This is a genomic window from Arthrobacter livingstonensis (genome assembly GCF_003219815.1).
In the GTDB taxonomy this organism is placed as follows: Bacteria; Actinomycetota; Actinomycetes; order Actinomycetales; family Micrococcaceae; genus Specibacter; species Specibacter livingstonensis.
Map to the genome: position 1 here is coordinate 137637 of NZ_QJVD01000004.1, position 18511 is coordinate 156147.

Here is an 18511-nt window from a genome sequence, read left to right on the forward strand (position 1 = left end):
TTGAACCATGAAGCTGTTGCATACCTCGGATTGGCATTTGGGCAGGTCCTTCCATGGCGTTGGCACGCTGCCCGCCCAGCGCCGCTTTGCGGACCAGTTGCTGGGGACAGTGGAGGACCATGGCGTGGACGTCGTCCTGCTGGCCGGCGACGTCTACGACCGCGCACTGCCCAATGTGGATGTGGTAAACCTCTTCGACGACATCCTGGCCCGGCTCAATGCGGCCGGTGTGCCGATCGTCATCACCAGCGGCAACCATGACTCCGCCACCCGGCTGGGCTTCGGCGGACGCATCATGGAACGGGCCGGCGTGCACCTGCGCACCCGCACCGCCGATCTGGACACCCCCGTGCTGTTCCCGCTGACCGTCTCCGACGGCGGCCCGCAGCTGGCTGTCTATGGCATCCCGTACCTGGAACCGCGGCTGGTCGCCGGCGAGCTCGACGCCGAACCTGCCTCCCATTTCAGCGTCACCGAGGCCGCCGTCAACAGAATCAAGGCGGACCTGGTGTCGCGCCCGGAAGGAACGGCCGCCGTCGTGCTGGCCCACACCTTTGCCAGCGGCGGTATCACCTCCGCCAGTGAACGCGACTTGGCGATCGGTGGGGTGGGGGCTGTTCCGCTGGACCTTTTTGATGCCTTTACGTACACGGCACTGGGGCACCTGCACGGCCGCCAGCGGCTGAGTGAAACGGTCCGTTATGCGGGGTCGCCGCTGCCGTATTCCTTCTCCGAGGCCGCCCACACCAAGGGCGGGTGGCTGATTGAGATCACGGCGGACGGGCTGGCCGGCGTGGAGAAGGTCGACTGGCCGGCCGAGCGCCCCCTGTCCCTGCTCCGCGGCAAGCTGGAGGCTCTGCTGTCGGGGGAGGAATGGGCGGAGGCCGAGAACCACTACTGCCAGGTCACGCTCACCGACGACGACCGGCCCGCCAACGCCATGGAACGGCTGCGCACGCGGTTTCCCAACACGCTGGTGCTCATGTTTGAACCGGAGAAGGCGCGCGGCGCGGTGGCGAAGTCCTACAGCGACCGGGTCTCCGCAGCCGTGGATGAACTTGATTTGTGCTGCGGCTTCCTTGACCACGTGCGGCACCGGCCCGCGGACGACGACGAACAAGCCGTCCTGCGCGGGGCGCTGGCCGCCGTGCACGCCCAGGAGGCCGCCCTGTGAGAATCCACCGCCTGGAAATTCAGGCCTTCGGGCCCTTTGCCGGACGCGAGACCGTTGACTTTGACGCACTGGGGGCGCAGGGGCTGTTCCTGCTCAACGGAGCCACCGGGGCCGGCAAAACCAGCGTGCTGGACGCCGTCGCCTATTCACTGTACGGCCAGATTCCCGGCGCCCGAAGGAACACACTGAAGAACCTGCGCAGCCACCACGCCGCCGAGGGCGACGGCCCGGAAGTCGTGTGCGAATTCAGCGCCGGCGGGCGCCGCCTGGAGGTGCGGCGCAGCCCCGAGTGGATGCGCCCGGCCAAGCGTGGCACCGGCACCACCCGCGAGCAGGCCAGCACCCAGCTGCGCGAATTCGTCGACGGCGAATGGGTGGCCCTGTCGCAGCGCAACGACGAGGCCGCCAGTGAGATCCAGCGGCTCCTGGGCATGAACATGGAGCAGTTCACGAAGGTCATCCTGCTGGCGCAGGGTGAATTTGCCGCGTTCCTGCGGGCCAGCGCCAAGGACCGTGAGGAACTGCTGGAGAAACTGTTCGGCACCGAGATCTACCAGGGGCTGGAGGCGCGGCTTACCGCCGATGCCAGGGAGGCGGGCGCCGCGGTGCAGTCGGGGCTGGCACAGCTCGCCGCGCACGAGGCCCTGGCCCGCAGCCAGGCCGCCGCCGTCCTGGAGTCGGCCGGTTTCCCGGCGGAGCCGGATGGGGACATGGAGGCTGACGCGGCCGGTGCCGGTGGCGCCGGCCAGGCGGGAGACGGGTCCGGAAGGCTGCCGGTGGCTGACCGGTCCGGAGGGCTGCCGGTGGCTGACGGGGCCAACGCAGTGGCCAAAGGGGAAGCGGGCAGCCTGGAATCCTCCGGTGCGGAGCTGTTCGCGTGGCTGTCCGAATCGCTCGGCGCTGCCGTGCAGCGGGCCTCGGACGATGTTGCCGCCAACGAGCTTCTGGCGACGGAAGCAGCAGGGGCCGTTGCTGCGGCCGAACAGCGGCAGGCCCGGCATGCCCTCAGGGATGCCGCGCTGGCTGAACAGGCCCGCGTGGCAGCGATGGCATCGGAGGCCGCCCGGTGGGACGGGGCCTTAACGAGCCACCATGAGGCACAAGTGCTGGCGGCCGTGGTTGCCGCCGCCGCCGACACCTCCCAGGCCCACGACGCCGCGAAAACCGCGGCCGGGCGGGCAGGGGCGGCCTTTGCCGCCAACGGGCTGGCGGCAGGCCTTGCCGAATCGTTGCACGGTGCAGGTGCAGGTGCAGGTGCAGGTGACGGCACGGCCGAAGCCGAATCATGGCCAAGCCTTCCGCTGCTGGCTGCGGTCGAGACGGAATTGGCCGGCCAGCTGGCCGTCGTGGCGGCCGCCATCCCCGTTGAACAGCGGCTGGCCCGTGCTGCCGTGGACCTTGCCAAGGGTGAAAAAGCCCTCGCCGCGGCAACCAGGGATGTTGCGGCGCAGCAGGACGCTGAAACCAGGGGCAGGACCAGGCTGGTGGAGGTCAAGACCGGCCTAGCCACGCTGCGCGAAGATGCGGTCCCCGTCCAGCATGCGACGGACCACCACGAGGCGGCCTCCCGGCTGGTCGTCAGCATTGGCCAGCATGCAGACCAGTCGGCGGTGGTCGAGCGGCTCGCTGCGAAAGACCTGGCCGTGCGTGAAAACGCCGTGGCCGCCAAGCAGGCGTGGCTGGACGCCGTCGAACTCCGGCATTCATTGGCGGCGGGGGAGCTGGCCGCACTGCTGGTGGACGGCGAACCGTGCCAGGTGTGCGGAAGCACCGTGCACCCTTCCCCGTCGGAGCTGGCCGGCTCCGGGGCGGAGGCGGTGCAGGCGGAAAGGAAAGCCAAGGCAGCCAGCCAGGCAGCCGAGAAACTGGCGGCCGATTCGCACGCCGTCCTGTCAGAGGCCCGGCAGTTGCTCGCGGTCCTGGCCGAACGCGGTGGTGACGGCGTGGCTGCGGAGGCCGAGGCCGCCGTCGTGCATGCCAGAAATGCGCTGGAGTCTGCCGTTGCGGCCGCGGCGCGGCTTGAGGCGCTGTCCGGGGAAGCCGAATCCGTGGAGACCGGCGTCGCCCGCGCACAGACAGCGCTGCTGGCCGCCAGCCGGCAGGTCGCGTCCCTGACCGCGGGCAACGCCGCGCTGGCCCAGGAGGCCGGGCAGCTCGAACGGGACCTGGCCGCGGCCCGGGCAGGGCATGCATCGCTGGCCGGGCGGCAAAAGGCCGTTGACGCCGCCAGGCACGCCACGTCGGCGCTGATGAATGCGCGGCGCCAACAGGACTCTGCGGCCGCAGCCGGGTCGGCGGCAGCCAGCGCGCTCTCCGTCGCGCTCGCGGACAGTGCCTTTGCCGACGCAGCACAGGTTCGTGACGCGCTGCTGGACAAGTCCGAGGCGGCTGCAATGGCGGAGCAGCTGGCTGCCTTCAAACGGGCCGGAACACTAAACGCGGCGCAGCTGGAGCGGGCCGAAATTGCCGAAGCCGCGCAGGAAGCTGCCCAAGGCGTGCGGGCCCCCGATGAGGCGGACCTGGCGGAGTACCGGGACGAGGCCCGGCGCAGGGGAGCCGCGGCCCAGGCGGCCGGCGTGCGCTTGGGGCTGGCACGGAAGGCGGGGGAGCAGGTGGCACAAACCGCTGCCGCCTTCGAATCCCGCGAGGCGCTCGTAGCCCCCCTGCGGGAACGGGCAGCGCTGCTGGCCGGTCTCGCCGAGGCAGTCCGCGGCGCCGGGGACAACCAGTTGAAGATGACGCTCACCAGCTACGTGCTGGCGGCCAGGCTGGAGCAGGTGGCCATGGCGGCGTCGGTGCGGCTGTCCACCATGAGCGGGCAGCGCTACACGCTCAGCCACACCGACGCAAAGGCCGGCGGCAACCGCAAGTCCGGCCTGGGGCTGGAAGTGGTGGACGAATGGACGCAGCGCAGCCGGGACACCTCCACGCTGTCCGGCGGCGAGTCGTTCATGGCTTCCTTGGCGCTGGCGCTGGGCCTGGCTGACGTGGTGCAGCAGGAATCCGGTGGCCTGGACATTGAAACGTTGTTCGTGGACGAGGGCTTTGGCAGCCTGGACGAGGAGTCGCTGGACCAGGTCATGGACGCGCTGGAAGGGCTGCGCGACGGCGGCCGGGTGGTGGGGCTGGTCAGCCACGTGGCCGAGATGAAGACGCGCATCCCCGTGCACCTCCAGGTCACCAAGGGCCGGGCAGGGTCAACATTGACCCTGGAGTCGGTGTGAACGGGGCAGGTGGGCCGGCCTGGAATGAGCGGGTCCGGTGGGCCGGGTGCGCCGCCTGGGCAAGGACTGACGCCGGCCCGGTAGACTGGCAGTTGTATTTGGGTCGGGTGCACCGGGTGGCAGGGACGGTGCACACCATTTTGTTGACCGGAAAAGAATGACCACCTCAAAGTCCCCGTCCGCCGGTTCCCCCGGCCCCCCGCACACCCCGCTTGGCAGCCCGGACCGGCTCCCGGACCCTTCGCTTGGCAGCCCCGGCCGGCTCCCGGACCCTTCGTCCGGCGCAAAGCCTGCCAAAAAAGTAAGCCGCTACGGCATGCTTCCGCGCCTGGCCGGAAACTCCTACATCCCGCTGGGCCTGTTTGCCCGCGTTCCCCTGGCCATGCTCACCATCGGGGTGCTCACGCTGGTCACCGCCCTCAGCGGGTCCTACGCCATTGGCGGCTTTGCCGCCGGTGCCGTGGGTGTCGGCGCAGCCATCGGGGCACCGCTGATCGGCTACCTGGCCGACCGGCTGGGCCAAAAGCCCGTCCTGATTGTCTCGGCGGTGGCGAACGCACTCATCGTCAGCGCCGTCGTCGTGCTCGTATATGCCGCGGGTGAATTCACCGCCGGCGCCACGGCAGCCGTACTGGCCGCGACCCTGCTGGCAGGAGCCACCTCGCCGCAGGTGGGCCCGCTGTCCCGTGTGCGCTGGATGGCGCTCAGCAGAAAACTGCCCAAGGATCAGCGGGGCCCGCTGGTGGACACGGCGCTGTCGCTGGAAGGCACGGCGGACGAAATCACCTTCGTGCTGGGACCGGCCCTGGTGGGACTGTTGGCGTCGCTCGTGGCGCCGTGGCTGCCACTGCTGCTGGCCGCAGCCATGACGATTTCGCTCGTGACCTTGTTTGCCATCCACCCCACCCACACTTCCGTCGCCGCCCGCTCCGGCGGGACCGCGGGCAATGCCGGCTACGTGCCCAGGGAATCGGTCAACTGGTTCAAGGTGGCCGTACCCGTGGCGGGCATGCTATGCATGGGAACATTCTTCGGCTCCTCCCAAACCGCACTGACCGCCTTTACCGGCGTGCACGGCTCGGTGGACCAGGCCGGTCTCATGTACGCGCTACTGGGCGCAAGCTCGGCCGTTGCCGCGCTGTCCGTGGCCTACTGGCCGGTGGCGTTCAGCCATGCCTGGCGGTGGGTGCTGACCGCTGGGCTCATGCTGGCCGGCTCCGCCGCGTTCTTCCTCCCGGACTCGTTGGCCGCCATGGTCATTGTGCTGTTGCTGGTGGGCATACCGGTGGGTCCCACCATGGTCACCATCTTCAGCGTGGGCAGCGTCATGGCCCCTCCGCAGTGGATGGGCACGGTCATGACGGCGCTGGCCAGCGGCATTGTTGCCGGGACCGCGCTGGGGTCCTCGATCTCCGGTGCGCTGGCACAGTCCGTGGGCTACCACGCGGCGTTCATTGTTCCCGTCGCCGCCGCCGGGGCGCTCCTGCTCCTGGGCATGGTGAGCGCCATTGTGCTGCGCCGGGGGAAGATTGCTCAGGACGCCTCGTAGTAGCTGGCGTCGCCCACGCTGGCTTGCGGGTGGCCGGTCCGTGTCAGGGCGGCCATGAATTCCGGCTTGATCTCGGATTCATTGACCAGGTGCCCATAGATGGAGTCGCATTCGGAGCAGAAGTAGGTGACGTCGAGGTAGTGTGCCGGGGCCCAGTGCCGGCGGCGGGCAGCCTCGATGAAAATGAATGAATCCGTGCCGCAGTGGTCGCACCAAATCGGGTAGGACGTCTCATCCTCGATCATTGCGCCCAGCGCCGATTGGTCGATGTGTCGCTGTTTTCCTGGCATGGTTCGTCACCCTTTCCCGGCACGCGCGGGGGAGTTGTTGTGGTGATCATTTTAGATGGCCCGGCTGGGTACGTCCATGGAACATCCGGAGGCATTGCCATGAGGCAGCAAGTTGAGGGAAAGGGGAACTGATGGTTACGTGGAGGGGCTGGTGCCTAGTCGGATGGAGGCCCGCCACGTCAGACGTTGCGAATAGTCCTCCCCGACCCCGCTCCGCCTACCTCGCGCACGGCCGGGGGCAGCTCTGCTACGCCAGCGCGCGCAGTGCCCCGATGAAGTCCCGGATGAGCTGGGGGTCCTTGACGCCGCGGCTCGATTCCACACCGCTGGAGACGTCCACTCCCGCCGGCCGCAGGGTGGTGGCCAGCTGCTCCACATTGTGCGGCGTGAGCCCTCCGGCCAGCAGCCAGAAGCCCGACGGCGGGCCGGCCTTCACTGCTGTCGTGTCAAAGGCCACGCCGGCGCCGGGTTCGACGGCGTCCAGCAGGATCCGCTCGGAATCCCACGCGACCTTGTCCGCTGCGTCCAAGGCATTGTAGGCAGCCGCCGAGAAGGCGCGGAGCGTGCGGAATCCTTCCCCGCGGAGGCGCACGATGTCCGCCATTGATTCGTTGCCGTGCAGCTGCACGGTTGTCAGCTCCGCCCGGTGCGCGGTCTCCAGGACTTCGCCGAGTGGCTGGTTGCGGAACACTCCGACGGTTTCAACGCCGTGGGGCACTTCACGCCCGAGCCTGAACGCAAGGTCTGCGGTGACGGTGCGGGGGCTGCCCGGCGCGAAGACAAATCCGACGGCATCGGCCCCTGCGCCGGTGGCCGCGGCAACGGCTTCGGCGCTCTGCAGGCCGCAGATCTTGATGTACATTCCCGCCATCAGCGCCGTGTCCTCCATTTCATCCGGGGTTGCCATGCCCGGTTCCGGGACGTCATTGCCATTTTAGCGGACCCGGATCCCCTGAATCCTCCGGGAGTGGCCCAGTGCCGGCCAACAGTGCCAGGACCTCGGCGTCGCCCACCTGGCCAAAGCGCAGGTACGCCTCACTCACGGCACGGAGGTTCGGCCACGGCTGCAGGCAGATCACCCTGTCGGCGTCACCGGCGAGCTCGGCGCAGCTGTGCCTGGGTGCCGCCGGCACGCACACGACCACGACGCCGGCACCGGCCTCCCGCATGAGGACGACGGCGGCGCGCATGGTGGCACCGGTGGCCAGCCCGTCGTCGCACAAAAGCACTGTCCGTCCGGCGACGGGCGTTTGGGTTCCGTGGACGTACAGTCCCTGGCGCCTGGCCAGCTCGTCGCGTTCGCCGCGGTCCACCCCCTCCAGCTCGGCGAGGCCATAGCCGTGGCCGCGCAGCTCCCGGATGGTCCGTTCCAGGTGCACGGTGGAGGTGGCGCCGCCATAGGTGGCCACGGCACCAAAGGCCACCTCGGGTGAGCCGGGGACGCCCAGCTTGCGAACGACCATGACGCCGAGGGGACGACCAATGGCCCGCGCGACGGCCGCAGCAACGGGGACACCGCCGCGCGCGAGCCCCAACACCACGGTGCTGTCCACTCCCGGCATGTCCTTTCCGGGGTGCCGCAGGGCCCGCCCGAGACGGGTTCCGGCGTCGTTCCTGTCCAGAAAGGGCAGCCACGGCCGGGGTTCGGAGCTGTATCCCATGCCGGCGGTGTCCCGGATTACCCTAGAAACTCGATGGCGGCGTCCTTGAATTCCCGCGAGGTCACGATGTTTTCATGGGTCCGCCCGGCAATGATGCGTTGTTCGGCACGGCCGCTGAGTTCGGCCAGCAGGGTCATCGCCTTGGCGCGTTCGTCCAGGTCGCCGGCCACCAGCAGGATCGGCATCTTCGGGACGGCGTCGGTGGGGTCGAACGGCTCCAGCTTCACGGCCTGGACCAGGGCCAGCAGGGCAAAGACGTCATTTGACGGCACCAGCTGGGCCATGTTCAGCAGCCAGGCTGTGGACTTGTCTGCGATGGGGGTGCCATCGTTGAGGAAATTTTGAGCAGCTGCCAGGTCAAAGTCGGCCAGCACGTCGTGGGGGTTCGGGCCCCCCAGCACCATCCTGCGCACCAGCTCCGGCTGCGTGGCGCCAAACTCCCACGCCAGCCGCGAGCCCAGGGAATACCCGACCAGGTCCACGCCGGAACTGGGATCGCCGTCGCGCAGCGGGCGCACGCCCTCGTCGATGAGCACCTGCAGCAGGTCGGCGCGGATCTTCCCCGGCGTGTAGGAATCCAGGTCGTAGGGGGAGGTGCTCTTGCCGTGGCCGGGCAGGTCCACGGACAGAACGCGGCGTCCGGCGCGGTTCAGGGCGGCCACCCAGCCGCTCTTGACCCAGTTGAGGTCAATCGAGGAGGCAAAGCCGTGGATGAGAAATACCGGAGGGAGGTCCGCGGCGGTGTCAGGGTCAAAGGCGGCAACGTTCAGGCCGGCGCTGGCACCTTCAATGTTGTGCATGGCCACAGCGGCCTGGGGCTTGCCAGGGACAGACATGGGTGACCTTTCCCGCGGTGGCGCGTGCCGCCGTCGTACATCCACAGTAGCGACATCAAGGCGCCAACTTCGGAACGGCATGCGCACCGTTGAGCACACCGTCCACCTGAGACGGTAGTCACAATATGCGGCGGAAGCAATTCCCTACGGCCGGCCGGCCGGGCGGTTGCGCTGGTGACGCTGTGCCAGCCAGCAGATGACGGCGATTCCCGCCACGAGCGAGAACGTCCCGTACAGCTGGGTCCGGCTTTGTTCGCCCAGGAATCCGACGGCAAAGATAGCGGCCAGCAGCACCAGCCCGAGAATTGTCAGGGCGGGAAAGGCCCTCATTCGCAGCGGCAGTGCCGTGCCGCCCCGGTCGGCGCGGCGGCGCAGGATCAACTGGGAGACCAGCGCGATCCCCCAGACGATCAGGCAGGTGGAGCCCACCAGGTTCAACAGCGCGTCCAGGACCCGGCCGGGGAAGATGAGCTCCAGGACCACCGCCGCGAAGCCAAAGCTGACGGAAATGGCAACGGCCGCGAGGGGAACCCGGCGGCGGGTGGTCCGGGCAAAGATGCGCGGTGCCTCGCCGCGTTCGGCCAGCGAGTAGATCATGCGGGAGGAGCCGTAGAGGTTGGCATTGAGCGCGGACAGCAGGGCGGCCACGGCAACGAGCGTGATGGCCGTGCCCGCCCACTTAATGCCGGCGGAGTTGAGGACGGCGGCGAACGGCGAGTCCAGGCCGGGTGAATTCCACGGCACAATGGCTGCGATGACAAAGATGGACCCGACGTAAAACACCAGGATGCGCCACACGACGGTGCGGACGGCGATGGCCACGCTGCGTTCGGGATTGGCCGTTTCGGCCGCGGCCACCGCCACGATTTCAGTGCCGCCAAAGGCAAAGATCACCACGAACAGCCCGGTGGCAATGCCGCTGAGGCCGTTGGGGGCAAAGCCGCCGTTGTTGGTGAAGTTGCCCAGCCCCGGAGATGCCGCCCCGGGGATCCAGCCCAGCAGCAGTGCGGCGCCAAAGGCCAGGAACAGCACAATGGCCGCCACCTTGAGCAGGGCAAACCAAAACTCAAACTCGCCGTAGTTTTTCACGCTGGTCAGGTTGACCGCGGTGAACACCACCACGAAGATCAACGTCAGCAACCAGACCGGCAGGACCGGCCAAATGGTTTCCAGCAGCGCGGCGGCACCCAGGGCCTCGGCGGCAATCACCACCACCAGCTGCAGCCACCACAGCCAGCCCACCGTCGATCCGGCCACGGGGCCCAGCGCCTTTTGGGCATAGACGGAAAACGCGCCGGAGTTGGGGTTGGCCGCGGCCATTTCACCGAGCGCCCACATGACCAGGATGATCAGCGTGCCGGCGGCCAGGTAGGAAACCAGCACGGCGGGGCCCGCGGCTTCGATGCCCTTCCCCGAGCCCAGAAAGAGTCCGGCGCCGATGGCGCTGCCCAGCCCCATCATGGTCAGCTGGCGTTGTTTGAGGGAGTGCCCCAAGCCGCTTACGGCGGGTGGGGCTTCGGCGTCAGCGGACTGCTGCGTGCTCATCGGCGGGTGGCCTTCTTCCGTGTTCCGGGCGGCTGTATTGCGGGCGGGTAGCTGCAGGCGGTTGGTTGCGGACAGCGGGGAGGGTTGCCGGCGTGGCCCCTGGGGAATTATCCCCCATGGCCGGCGGTGCACCCAAGTTCGGTCCGGTGAGGGGGCGCCCAAGTGCGGTGTGGAGCCGGGGCGCCACGGGACGAGCGGGCGCAGGGCGTGCGGATGCGGGAATTTGGCGCGCACCATTTAGGCATGTGCTGCCGCGGCACAGGCCCATTGCGGGAATTGGCCCGAAGCGGCATGGTGGGGTCATGGACTTTGACCGCAGCATCGAGCCCGCTGACGTGCCCGCACCGCCCACACCCGATGAGGTGGCGGCTGCCTTTCCGGTGCCCCTGCTGACGTTCACCGGGCAGCCGGCACTGGAGGAGGCAGCCGCCAGCCGGTCCGGCGCGACATCCAACGGGGGTGACGGTCATGGCTGCCGCCACGTTTTCCTACACGGTGTGGCGGAACCCGGCGGACCGGGAGGATCCGGTGAACCTGGCGGATTTGCCGGACGACGTGCGGGCCCAACTGGAAATCGAGCCGCCGTGGCCGCTGCCGGACTGGCTGGTGCAATGGCGGGCCAGGATGCGCTACCCGCTGCTGGGGGATGCCGTGCGGACCACATGGACCCGCGGCGCGGAGCCGCGGCGCAGTGTTGAGGCGCTCGCCGTCGAACATCTCGACTACGTCGTGATGAATATGTCCCGGGATGAAAGCACCAGAGACCGGTCTTCTGGCTGGATGAGCCTTGATGAACTGCCAGCCGATGAGCTGTACCCTGAGGACTTGTTCCCTGGTGGACTGATTTCCCCCGGGCTGGCAGGACCGGCATCCAGCATCGAACGCGGCGTGGGCATCATGGTCGACGGCGCGCCCGTGCCCGGCGTGCGCCTCAACTCCGACCCCCATGTACTCGGGCTGGGAGTTGATCTGGGGGAGAAGTTCCTCACCGTTGTGATTCCACGGGAATGGCTGTCGCTGCTCAGGCTGGAATTCTCCACGAGGATCCCGGCTGCTGGGGCCTGATTGACGGAGCCTGATTGACGGCGCCGGGTTTTGGTTTCGACTTATTTAGCGAAAAGATTTGATTCAGTTACCAAGGAGCCGTAAAATCAGTTGTAGTCAAAGTGACTTTAACTAAGGAAGCGGGGTGATCGGGCATGGAACGCCAATCATTTGCCAGTGCGGCCAACGTCAGCGAACGCCTGGCACAGCCTCCGGCGCTCGCCATCTCCACGGTCATCTTTGCGCTCCGGCCGAGTGAATCCAGCGGGCGGCCCACCTTGTGGCTGCCGCTGGTGCGCCGCATCCGTGAACCGTTCAAAGGATTGTGGGCACTGCCGGGCGGGCCGCTGACGCGGGCCGATTCACTCCAGGACGCTGCGGCACGCAACCTGCAGGACACGACGGGGCTGGCCCCCAGCTACCTGGAGCAGCTGTACGCGTTTGGCGGCCTGCACCGCTCGCCCAGCCAGCGCGTGGTCTCGATCGTGTACTGGGCCATGGTGCAGTCCGCAGAGGCAGCCATGGCCCGGGAGTCGGAAAACGTGAAGTGGTTCCGCGCCGACGGACTGGACGCCCTGGCCTTTGACCACAGGCAAATCGTCGATTACGCGCTTTGGCGCCTGCGGAACAAGATGACGTACGGCTCCATCGCCTACCACCTGTTGGGCGAAAAATTCACCTTGGCCCAGGTCCGCGAGGTGTATGAGGCCGTGCTGGACCGCACGGTGGACCCGGCCAACTTCCGCCGCCAGCTCAAGCAGACGGCCCACATCGAAGCCACGGACGAATACCTGCAGGGCGGCAAGCACCGGCCGCCCCGCCTGTACCGCTACACCGGGGCCACCTCCGAGTACTTCCCGGCCACCAACCCTCCCTCACCTAATGCGTGAGCAGGACCAACCCTCCCTCACCTAATGCGTGAGCAGGACCAACCCTCCCTCACCTAATGCGTGAACAGGACCAACCCTCCCTCACCAACCTTCAATTTCTCCGTCCCACCCCTTGGAGCATGCCATGTCATCTGTGAACACCACCATCCAGCTCATCACCCGCGATGAAGCCGAGCGCCGGGGCAAACCCGGCCGGGCGCAGACCAGCTGCGACGATGACCTGGCCAAGGGTCCCTGGGAATTCGACCTTGCCGAGGCCCTGGCCGGCACTCCGGGCTACGGCCCGGGAGCCTCCGAGGCGGACGTGGCCCCGGCCGCCACACCGCGTCAGGGCCAGCTCCCGCAAGAGTACAAGGACGCCTCCGACGACGAACTCACCGCCCGCATCATCGCCGCAAAGGCAGAGCTGGGGGACCGCGTGGTGGTCCTTGGCCACTTCTACCAGCGCGACGAGGTGGTCAGGTTTGCCGACTTCCTGGGAGACTCCTTCCAGCTGGCCAACGCGGCCAAGGCCAAGGACACCGCCGAGGCCATAGTGTTTTGCGGCGTGCACTTCATGGCGGAGACGGCGGACATGCTCTCCAGCCCCCACCAGGCGGTGATCCTGCCCAACCTCGCCGCGGGCTGTTCCATGGCGGACATGGCCGACCTCCCCTCCGTGGAAGCCTGCTGGGCCGAACTGGAGGCGCTGTACGGCACCGAGCCCGACGCCGACGGCCGGGTACCGGTCGTTCCCGTGACGTACATGAACTCCTCGGCCGCACTGAAAGCATTCTGCGGTCGGCACGGCGGCATTGTCTGCACGTCCTCCAACGCCGCCACGGTGCTGGAATGGGCCTACGAGCGCGGCCGGCGAGTGCTGTTTTTCCCCGATCAGCACCTGGGCCGCAACACGGCCAAGGCCATGGGCATCGCGCTGGAGCAAATGCCGCTGTGGAATCCGAGGCTGCCGCTGGGCGGCAACGGGGAATCTGTCATGCGGGAAGCCAAGGTGGTGCTGTGGCAGGGATTCTGCTCCGTGCACAAGCGCTTCACCACGGCGCAGATAGACCAGGCCCGCGTTGACTTCCCGGGTGTGCGGGTGATCGTCCACCCCGAATGCCCCATGGAGGTGGTGGACGCTGCGGACGAGTCGGGCTCCACCGACTACATCCTCAAGGCCGTCCAGGCGGCACCGGACGGCAGCACCTTCGCCATCGGCACCGAGATCAACATGGTGAACCGGCTGGCGGCACAGTACCCGCAGCACACCATTTTCTGCCTGGACCCGGTGATCTGCCCCTGTTCCACCATGTACCGGATACACCCCGGCTACCTGGCCTGGGTGCTTGAAGGGCTCGTGCGCGGGGAAGTCCTGAACCAGATAACCGTCCCCGAAGCCACGGCCGTCGACGCGAGGGTCGCGCTCGAGCGCATGTTGGCGGCCAAGCCGCGGTCCGTGCAGGAACGGTCGGCCCGGCAGGCTGCGGCAAATACACCGGTGCCGGCGGCCGCGACGGTCCCGGCCGCGACAGTCCCCGTCGCATGACAGCGCGCAACTTGCACCTCATTGTGGTGGGCAGCGGGATCGCCGGACTGTACGGCAGCCTGCTCGCCGCGGAGTCGGGGCTGCGCGTCACCGTGGTGACAAAAGGCGCCCTGGCGCAAAGCAACACCCACTTTGCACAGGGCGGCATCTGCGCCGTGCTGCAGCCGGAGGACGCCGCCCCGGGCGACAGCGTCGAAGCGCACATCGCGGACACGCTCAAGGCAGGCGCCGGGCAATGCAACCCAGAGGCCGTGCGCATCCTATGTTCGGAGGCGGGCGCCGACATTGCCACACTGGAACGCTTTGGTGTGGCCTTTGACAGGGACCATGCAACGGGCCGGCGTTCACTGGGACTCGAGGGCGCCCACTCCGCCGCCCGGATCCTCCATGCAGGTGGCGACGCCACCGGTGCGGCCATTGCCGACGACTTGATCAGCGCTGTGCGCGCCGCCGCCGAGCTGGGCACCCTCCGGATCATGGAACACACCTTTGTGAGGGACCTGGTGCTCGACGGCGGACGCGTCGCCGGCGTGCGCTTCCAGGGCACGGATGGCAGCGCGGCCGAGCTGCCGGCGGATGCCGTGCTGTTGGCCAGCGGGGGAGCCGGGCAGCTGTTCGAGTTCACCACCAACCCTTCCGTGGCGACCGCCGACGGGCTTGCCGCGGCCTGGCGGGCCGGGGCCGCAGTGGCCGACCTGGAATACTTCCAGTTTCATCCCACCGCCCTGGCCGTTGGCGGCAACTTCCTGATTTCCGAGGCCGTCCGCGGCGCCGGGGCCGTGCTGCGCGATAGCACCGGGACCTCCTTCATGGCGCAGTACCACCCCGAGGCCGACCTGGCGCCGCGCGACGTGGTCTCCCGCGGCATCGCCGCCCACCTGGCCCGCTTTCAGGCCGCTCCAGGAGAAACAGTGTTTCTGGACGCCACAGGCGTGGAGGCGGCCCACGGGGCCGGCTATTTGGCTCGTAGGTTCCCCACCATCGCCGCGAAGACCCGTGAGCTCGGCTTTGACTGGACCCGTGAGTGGCTCCCGGTCACGCCCGCCGCGCACTACTGGATGGGTGGCGTGGCAACCAATCTCGACGGGCAGACCTCCCTTCCGGGACTGTACGCCGCCGGCGAGGTGGCCTGCACCGGCGTCCACGGCGCCAACCGGCTCGCCTCCAACTCCCTGCTCGAAGGAATCGTATTCGGGCGCCGCGCGGTGGCGTGTTTTGTGGAGTCCACGGTGTCCGAACCCGGCCGCAGTGCCGACGAGCGCAGCGCACACGGGCGCAGTGCACCCGGCCGCAGCGCCGAACCGCAATGGTTGCCGCCGGCAGCCGTGCCCCTAATACCGGAGGCACACGTTTTCCGCAGTGCAGCTTCCCCGGACGAAGCTTCGTTAGGTGCAGTTTGTCCGGGCGCAGTCTCCCCGGCAGCAGCTTCGCCGGAGACAGCAGGGGCCCTCGTCGAAGCTTGGGCACAGGGCCACCGCAGGCCGTTTACCCGGAAGGCCCTGCGGGAGCTCATGAGTGCGCATGCCGGAGTGGTCCGCGACGCCAACGGTCTATCCGTCGCCGCCGGGCAGCTGGCCGCATGGCGCTCGCAGGCACCGGACGTGGATTCCCTCCCGGGCACTGCCCTGCCTGTGACGGTCCTGCCGGCCAACCCACTGCCCGCTACAGCCCCGTCAACCGTTCCACTGCCAGCCACACCGCTGCCGGCCACCGCCCTGTCTGCGGCACAGCGGGCCCAGGAGTTGTCCGCTGCACAGTCGGGTGCCGAGCTGGAGAACCTCCGTCTGGTGGCCGAACTGCTGGTGCATGCCGCGCTGGCCCGGGAAAGCTCCGCCGGCGCCCATTTCCGCAGCGATTTTCCCCGTGAGCAACCAGCCACCGGGCGGACCCCGGCCGCCTGGGTGTCCGCCGCCAGCAGTGCTACCGCCCACTTTTCCACCAGCCTTCCCGTACTTGAAAGCGAAACAGTATGAACGCCGTCGAACTTGCGCCGCCCGCCCCGCTGCCCCCAGTCCACCCCGCAACGGTGCCGCTGCCAACGCTCCCCGCCGCGATTGTGGACAACATCCTGCGAGCAGCCTTTGTGGAGGACGCACCGTACGGCGACATCACCTCGGCCACGCTCCTGTCGGCCCGCGCCACCGCCACCGCCTGGCTGGTGGCCCGCGAACCCGGCATTTTTTCCGGCGGTGACGTCTTCACTGCGGCCATGAAGCTCCAGGACCCGGCTGCCGAGGTGGAACAGCTCGTCGCCGACGGGCAGCCGTTCGAAAAGGGTCAAAAGATCATGCGCGTCACCGGCCTGGCCCGCGGCGTCCTCACAGCGGAGCGGATCGCGCTGAACCTCACCCAGCGCATGAGCGCCATCGCCACCCAGACCGCCGAGTACGCCAATCTCATCAAGGGCTCCAAGGCACGCGTCACCGACACCCGCAAAACGACCCCCGGCCTGCGCGCACTGGAACGGTACGCCGTGCGCTGCGGCGGAGGGCACAACCACCGCTTCTCGCTTTCCGACGCCGTGCTGGCCAAGGACAACCACCTGGCCGTCCTCACGGGCGGGGACACCGCGAAGCTGACCGCCGCGCTCGCCGGCGTGCGCGCCCAGCTCCCGCACACCACGCACTTTGAGGTCGAGGTGGACAGCATGGAACAGATCGAACCCGTGCTGGCCGCCGGCGTCGACACCATCATGCTGGACAACTTCAGCAACAAGGAACTCGTGGCGGGGGTGGCGATGGTCAACGGCCGCGCACTGGTGGAGGCGAGCGGCAACGTGAACCTGTCCACCATTGCCGGGATTGCTCGCACCGGCGTGGACATCATCTCCGTCGGCGCCCTGACCCACAGCGTGCGGGCCCTGGACCTCGGCCTGGACATCGCCATCGAGGCCTAGCCATGATCTTCCTGGACGCCGCCGCCACCACCCCGGTCCGCCGCGAGGCCATCGAAGCCATGTTCCCGTTCCTGACCAACCAGTTCGGCAACCCGTCCAGCCACCATGGGCTGGGGGAGGCGGCCGCGGCCGCCCTTGCGTCCGCGCGGGGGCAGGCCGCGGATGTGCTGGGCTGCCACCCGGACGAGCTCACTTTCACCTCGGGCGGCACGGAGGCGGACAACCTGGCGCTGAAGGGGATCGCGCTGGCGCGCCGGGCCGCCGACCCCCGCAGGAACCGGGTGGTCATCAGCGCCATTGAACACCCGGCCATTGCCGACTCCGCGGACTACCTGCGCCGCGTGCATGGCTTTGTCATCGATGTGGTCCCCGTCGGTGCGGATGCCGTGGTGGATCCCGCCGGGTTTGTCAGCGTGTTGTCAGGCTCGCAGCGCGAATCCGGGAGGAACGACGCCGGCTCCCGCCTTGGCAGCTCTTCCGCCGCTTGGGTGCCGGGAAGTGACGTCGCGGTGGCCTCCGTCATGTACGCCAACAACGAGGTGGGCACGGTGCAGGACATCCGGGCGCTGGCTGCCGAAGCCAGGGACCTTGGCGTGCCCTTTCATACGGACGCCGTGCAGGCGGCGGGGTGGCTGGACCTGAACGTTGCGAGGCTCGGCGTGGACGCCTTGAGCATTTCCGGGCACAAGCTGGGCGCCCCCAAGGGCGTTGGCCTGCTGTTCATCCGTGGCGGCGTGCAGTTCGAGCCGCTGATTCACGGCGGCGGGCAGGAACGCGGCACCCGCTCGGGCACGGAAAATGTTGCGTTTGCCGTGGCCCTGGCCACGGCGCTGCGGTTGTCGGAAGCGGCACGGCCGGCCGCCGTCGAACGTGCCACGGCGTTGCGGGACGGATTCATCGACCGGGTGCTGGCACAGGTGGCCTCGGCCGGGTTGACCGGGCACCGCACCCGCCGGCTGCCGTCCGTGGCGTCGTTTTGCTTCCCGGGCACCAGCGGGGAATCGGTGCTGCTGGAACTTGAGCGGCGGTCGATCATCTGTTCCTCGGGGTCGGCCTGCGCGGCAGGATCAGACGAGCCCTCCGCGGTGCTGACCGCCATGGGCGTGGAACGTGAAGTGGCCCAAACGGCGCTGCGCTTCAGCTTCGGCGCGGAGGTCACCTCCGGCCAGCTGGATACGGCCGCGGAAGAATTGGTGGCCGCTGTGGAACGCATGGGAAGGCTGGGCAGTCTCCACCGCAGCGGGGCGGAGTAGTCCGGTGGCCGCAGGTGGCGTCGGCCCGGGAAACCGGGCTGGCGGGAAACTAGACCGCTGCCAGCTCGCGCTTGCGCAGCCGGCGGAAGATCCAATAGCGCAGCAGCAGGAAGCGCATCACGGCCGAGGCCACGTTGCCGAGCGTGATGACGACAAGTTCGGCAACGATGGACGCATTCGGCGACACCTCGTGGAGCACCCACAAGCTGCCGCTGGTCATGGCCAGGGCAAGCAGCATGACCCACAGGCCACGGCGCTGGTCCCGCCACCAAAGGTGCATCCCGCGCACCCCAAAGCTGATGCGCCGGTTCAATTCGGTATTCAGCACGGAGCACAGGACCAACGAAATTGCATTGGCCCACTGTGTCCCCAGGGGCTGCCGGATGGCGGCAAAAATGAGGATGGACACCACGGTGCAAATGACGGCAACCACGCCGAAACCGCGCAGTTGCGAGAACAAAACGGGATGGCGGTGCCACACCCGCGACAGGGTCGCCGGCACTGCCCTTCCGGCTCCAGTGCCGGGCACTGGTTCAAGGGCTGCTGGTTCGGCTGGAGTTGTAGTTGCCATCGGTAACCAATAATGCCATCTGCAGTTGTGGCCAGCCAAAACGTTGCTTG

The 18511-nt window shown here is 68.3% G+C and carries 15 protein-coding genes; 9 read left to right on the forward strand and 6 right to left on the reverse strand.

Going from position 1 to position 18511, the window contains the following annotated elements:
* Window positions 1-7 precede the first annotated feature (7 nt).
* From CVV68_RS05400 to CVV68_RS05410, 3 genes are all read left to right on the forward strand, one after another.
* A complete protein-coding gene (locus CVV68_RS05400) occupies window positions 8-1174 on the forward strand; it encodes an exonuclease SbcCD subunit D (protein ID WP_110499984.1) in 1167 nt (388 codons plus the stop codon).
* Window positions 1171-4398, forward strand: a complete 3228-nt coding sequence (locus tag CVV68_RS05405; RefSeq protein ID WP_110499985.1) for an AAA family ATPase — start codon at window positions 1171-1173, stop codon at window positions 4396-4398. The genes CVV68_RS05400 and CVV68_RS05405 overlap by 4 nt, the downstream gene beginning before the upstream one ends.
* Window positions 4399-4555: 157 nt before the next feature.
* Complete coding sequence (locus CVV68_RS05410; RefSeq protein ID WP_110499986.1) at window positions 4556-5947, forward strand: MFS transporter; 1392 nt, start codon at window positions 4556-4558, stop codon at window positions 5945-5947.
* Here CVV68_RS05410 and CVV68_RS05415 read toward each other — a convergent pair.
* The 5 genes from CVV68_RS05415 to CVV68_RS05435 all read right to left on the reverse strand — a co-directional run bounded on the left by CVV68_RS05415 (window position 5932) and on the right by CVV68_RS05435 (window position 10279).
* A complete protein-coding gene (locus tag CVV68_RS05415) occupies window positions 5932-6237 on the reverse strand; it encodes a hypothetical protein (RefSeq protein WP_110499987.1) in 306 nt (101 codons plus the stop codon). The two genes, CVV68_RS05410 and CVV68_RS05415, sit on opposite strands and share 16 nt — an antisense overlap.
* 247 nt (window positions 6238-6484) lie before the next feature.
* On the reverse strand, window positions 6485-7144 hold the full coding sequence (locus tag CVV68_RS05420; protein ID WP_245933357.1) for a phosphoribosylanthranilate isomerase: 660 nt from the start codon (window positions 7142-7144) through the stop codon (window positions 6485-6487).
* Window positions 7145-7160: 16 nt separating this feature from the next.
* Window positions 7161-7898 carry a phosphoribosyltransferase gene (locus CVV68_RS05425; protein WP_110499988.1) on the reverse strand — a complete coding sequence of 246 codons (738 nt, stop codon included), beginning with the start codon at window positions 7896-7898 and terminating at the stop codon, window positions 7161-7163.
* Window positions 7899-7915: 17 nt separating this feature from the next.
* Window positions 7916-8734: an alpha/beta fold hydrolase gene (locus tag CVV68_RS05430; protein ID WP_438502612.1), complete on the reverse strand. Its 819-nt coding sequence runs from the start codon at window positions 8732-8734 to the stop codon at window positions 7916-7918.
* 144 nt (window positions 8735-8878) lie between these two features.
* Entirely contained in the window at window positions 8879-10279 is a 1401-nt protein-coding gene (locus CVV68_RS05435) for an amino acid permease (RefSeq protein WP_110499989.1), read from the reverse strand.
* A gap of 468 nt (window positions 10280-10747) precedes the next feature.
* Here CVV68_RS05435 and CVV68_RS05440 point away from each other — a divergent pair, with 468 nt between their 5' ends.
* The 6 genes from CVV68_RS05440 (at window position 10748) to CVV68_RS05465 (ending at window position 17890) form a co-directional block, all read left to right on the forward strand.
* Entirely contained in the window at window positions 10748-11344 is a 597-nt protein-coding gene (locus CVV68_RS05440) for a hypothetical protein (protein WP_146238829.1), read from the forward strand.
* 134 nt (window positions 11345-11478) lie between these two features.
* Window positions 11479-12213: an NUDIX hydrolase gene (locus tag CVV68_RS05445; protein ID WP_110499991.1), complete on the forward strand. Its 735-nt coding sequence runs from the start codon at window positions 11479-11481 to the stop codon at window positions 12211-12213.
* 124 nt (window positions 12214-12337) lie between these two features.
* A complete protein-coding gene (nadA, locus tag CVV68_RS05450) occupies window positions 12338-13741 on the forward strand; it encodes a quinolinate synthase NadA (protein WP_110499992.1) in 1404 nt (467 codons plus the stop codon).
* Window positions 13738-15714 carry an L-aspartate oxidase gene (locus tag CVV68_RS05455; protein WP_170133093.1) on the forward strand — a complete coding sequence of 659 codons (1977 nt, stop codon included), beginning with the start codon at window positions 13738-13740 and terminating at the stop codon, window positions 15712-15714. The genes nadA and CVV68_RS05455 overlap by 4 nt, the downstream gene beginning before the upstream one ends.
* On the forward strand, window positions 15711-16637 hold the full coding sequence (gene nadC, locus CVV68_RS05460; protein ID WP_211320729.1) for a carboxylating nicotinate-nucleotide diphosphorylase: 927 nt from the start codon (window positions 15711-15713) through the stop codon (window positions 16635-16637). The genes CVV68_RS05455 and nadC overlap by 4 nt, the downstream gene beginning before the upstream one ends.
* A 2-nt stretch (window positions 16638-16639) precedes the next feature.
* Window positions 16640-17890 (forward strand): cysteine desulfurase family protein, encoded by a 1251-nt coding sequence (locus CVV68_RS05465; RefSeq protein WP_110499994.1) that lies wholly within the window; start codon window positions 16640-16642, stop codon window positions 17888-17890.
* A gap of 49 nt (window positions 17891-17939) precedes the next feature.
* Here the strand turns inward: CVV68_RS05465 and CVV68_RS05470 are convergent, their stop codons facing one another.
* Complete coding sequence (locus CVV68_RS05470; protein WP_110499995.1) at window positions 17940-18461, reverse strand: GtrA family protein; 522 nt, start codon at window positions 18459-18461, stop codon at window positions 17940-17942.
* Window positions 18462-18511 lie beyond the last annotated feature (50 nt).

What these genes read in the sequence shown, in the direction of transcription:
- CVV68_RS05400 (WP_110499984.1), top strand. Translation starts at nt 8, where the DNA reads ATGAAGCTGTTGCATACCTCGGATTGGCATTTGGGCAGGTCCTTCCAT.
- CVV68_RS05410 (WP_110499986.1), top strand. Translation starts at nt 4,556, where the DNA reads ATGACCACCTCAAAGTCCCCGTCCGCCGGTTCCCCCGGCCCCCCGCAC.
- CVV68_RS05415 (WP_110499987.1), bottom strand. Translation starts at nt 6,237, where the DNA reads ATGCCAGGAAAACAGCGACACATCGACCAATCGGCGCTGGGCGCAATG.
- CVV68_RS05420 (WP_245933357.1), bottom strand. Translation starts at nt 7,144, where the DNA reads ATGGCAACCCCGGATGAAATGGAGGACACGGCGCTGATGGCGGGAATG.
- CVV68_RS05425 (WP_110499988.1), bottom strand. Translation starts at nt 7,898, where the DNA reads ATGGGATACAGCTCCGAACCCCGGCCGTGGCTGCCCTTTCTGGACAGG.
- CVV68_RS05430 (WP_438502612.1), bottom strand. Translation starts at nt 8,734, where the DNA reads ATGTCTGTCCCTGGCAAGCCCCAGGCCGCTGTGGCCATGCACAACATT.
- CVV68_RS05435 (WP_110499989.1), bottom strand. Translation starts at nt 10,279, where the DNA reads ATGAGCACGCAGCAGTCCGCTGACGCCGAAGCCCCACCCGCCGTAAGC.
- CVV68_RS05440 (WP_146238829.1), top strand. Translation starts at nt 10,748, where the DNA reads ATGGCTGCCGCCACGTTTTCCTACACGGTGTGGCGGAACCCGGCGGAC.
- CVV68_RS05445 (WP_110499991.1), top strand. Translation starts at nt 11,479, where the DNA reads ATGGAACGCCAATCATTTGCCAGTGCGGCCAACGTCAGCGAACGCCTG.
- nadA (WP_110499992.1), top strand. Translation starts at nt 12,338, where the DNA reads ATGTCATCTGTGAACACCACCATCCAGCTCATCACCCGCGATGAAGCC.
- CVV68_RS05455 (WP_170133093.1), top strand. Translation starts at nt 13,738, where the DNA reads ATGACAGCGCGCAACTTGCACCTCATTGTGGTGGGCAGCGGGATCGCC.
- nadC (WP_211320729.1), top strand. Translation starts at nt 15,711, where the DNA reads ATGAACGCCGTCGAACTTGCGCCGCCCGCCCCGCTGCCCCCAGTCCAC.
- CVV68_RS05465 (WP_110499994.1), top strand. Translation starts at nt 16,640, where the DNA reads ATGATCTTCCTGGACGCCGCCGCCACCACCCCGGTCCGCCGCGAGGCC.
- CVV68_RS05470 (WP_110499995.1), bottom strand. Translation starts at nt 18,461, where the DNA reads ATGGCAACTACAACTCCAGCCGAACCAGCAGCCCTTGAACCAGTGCCC.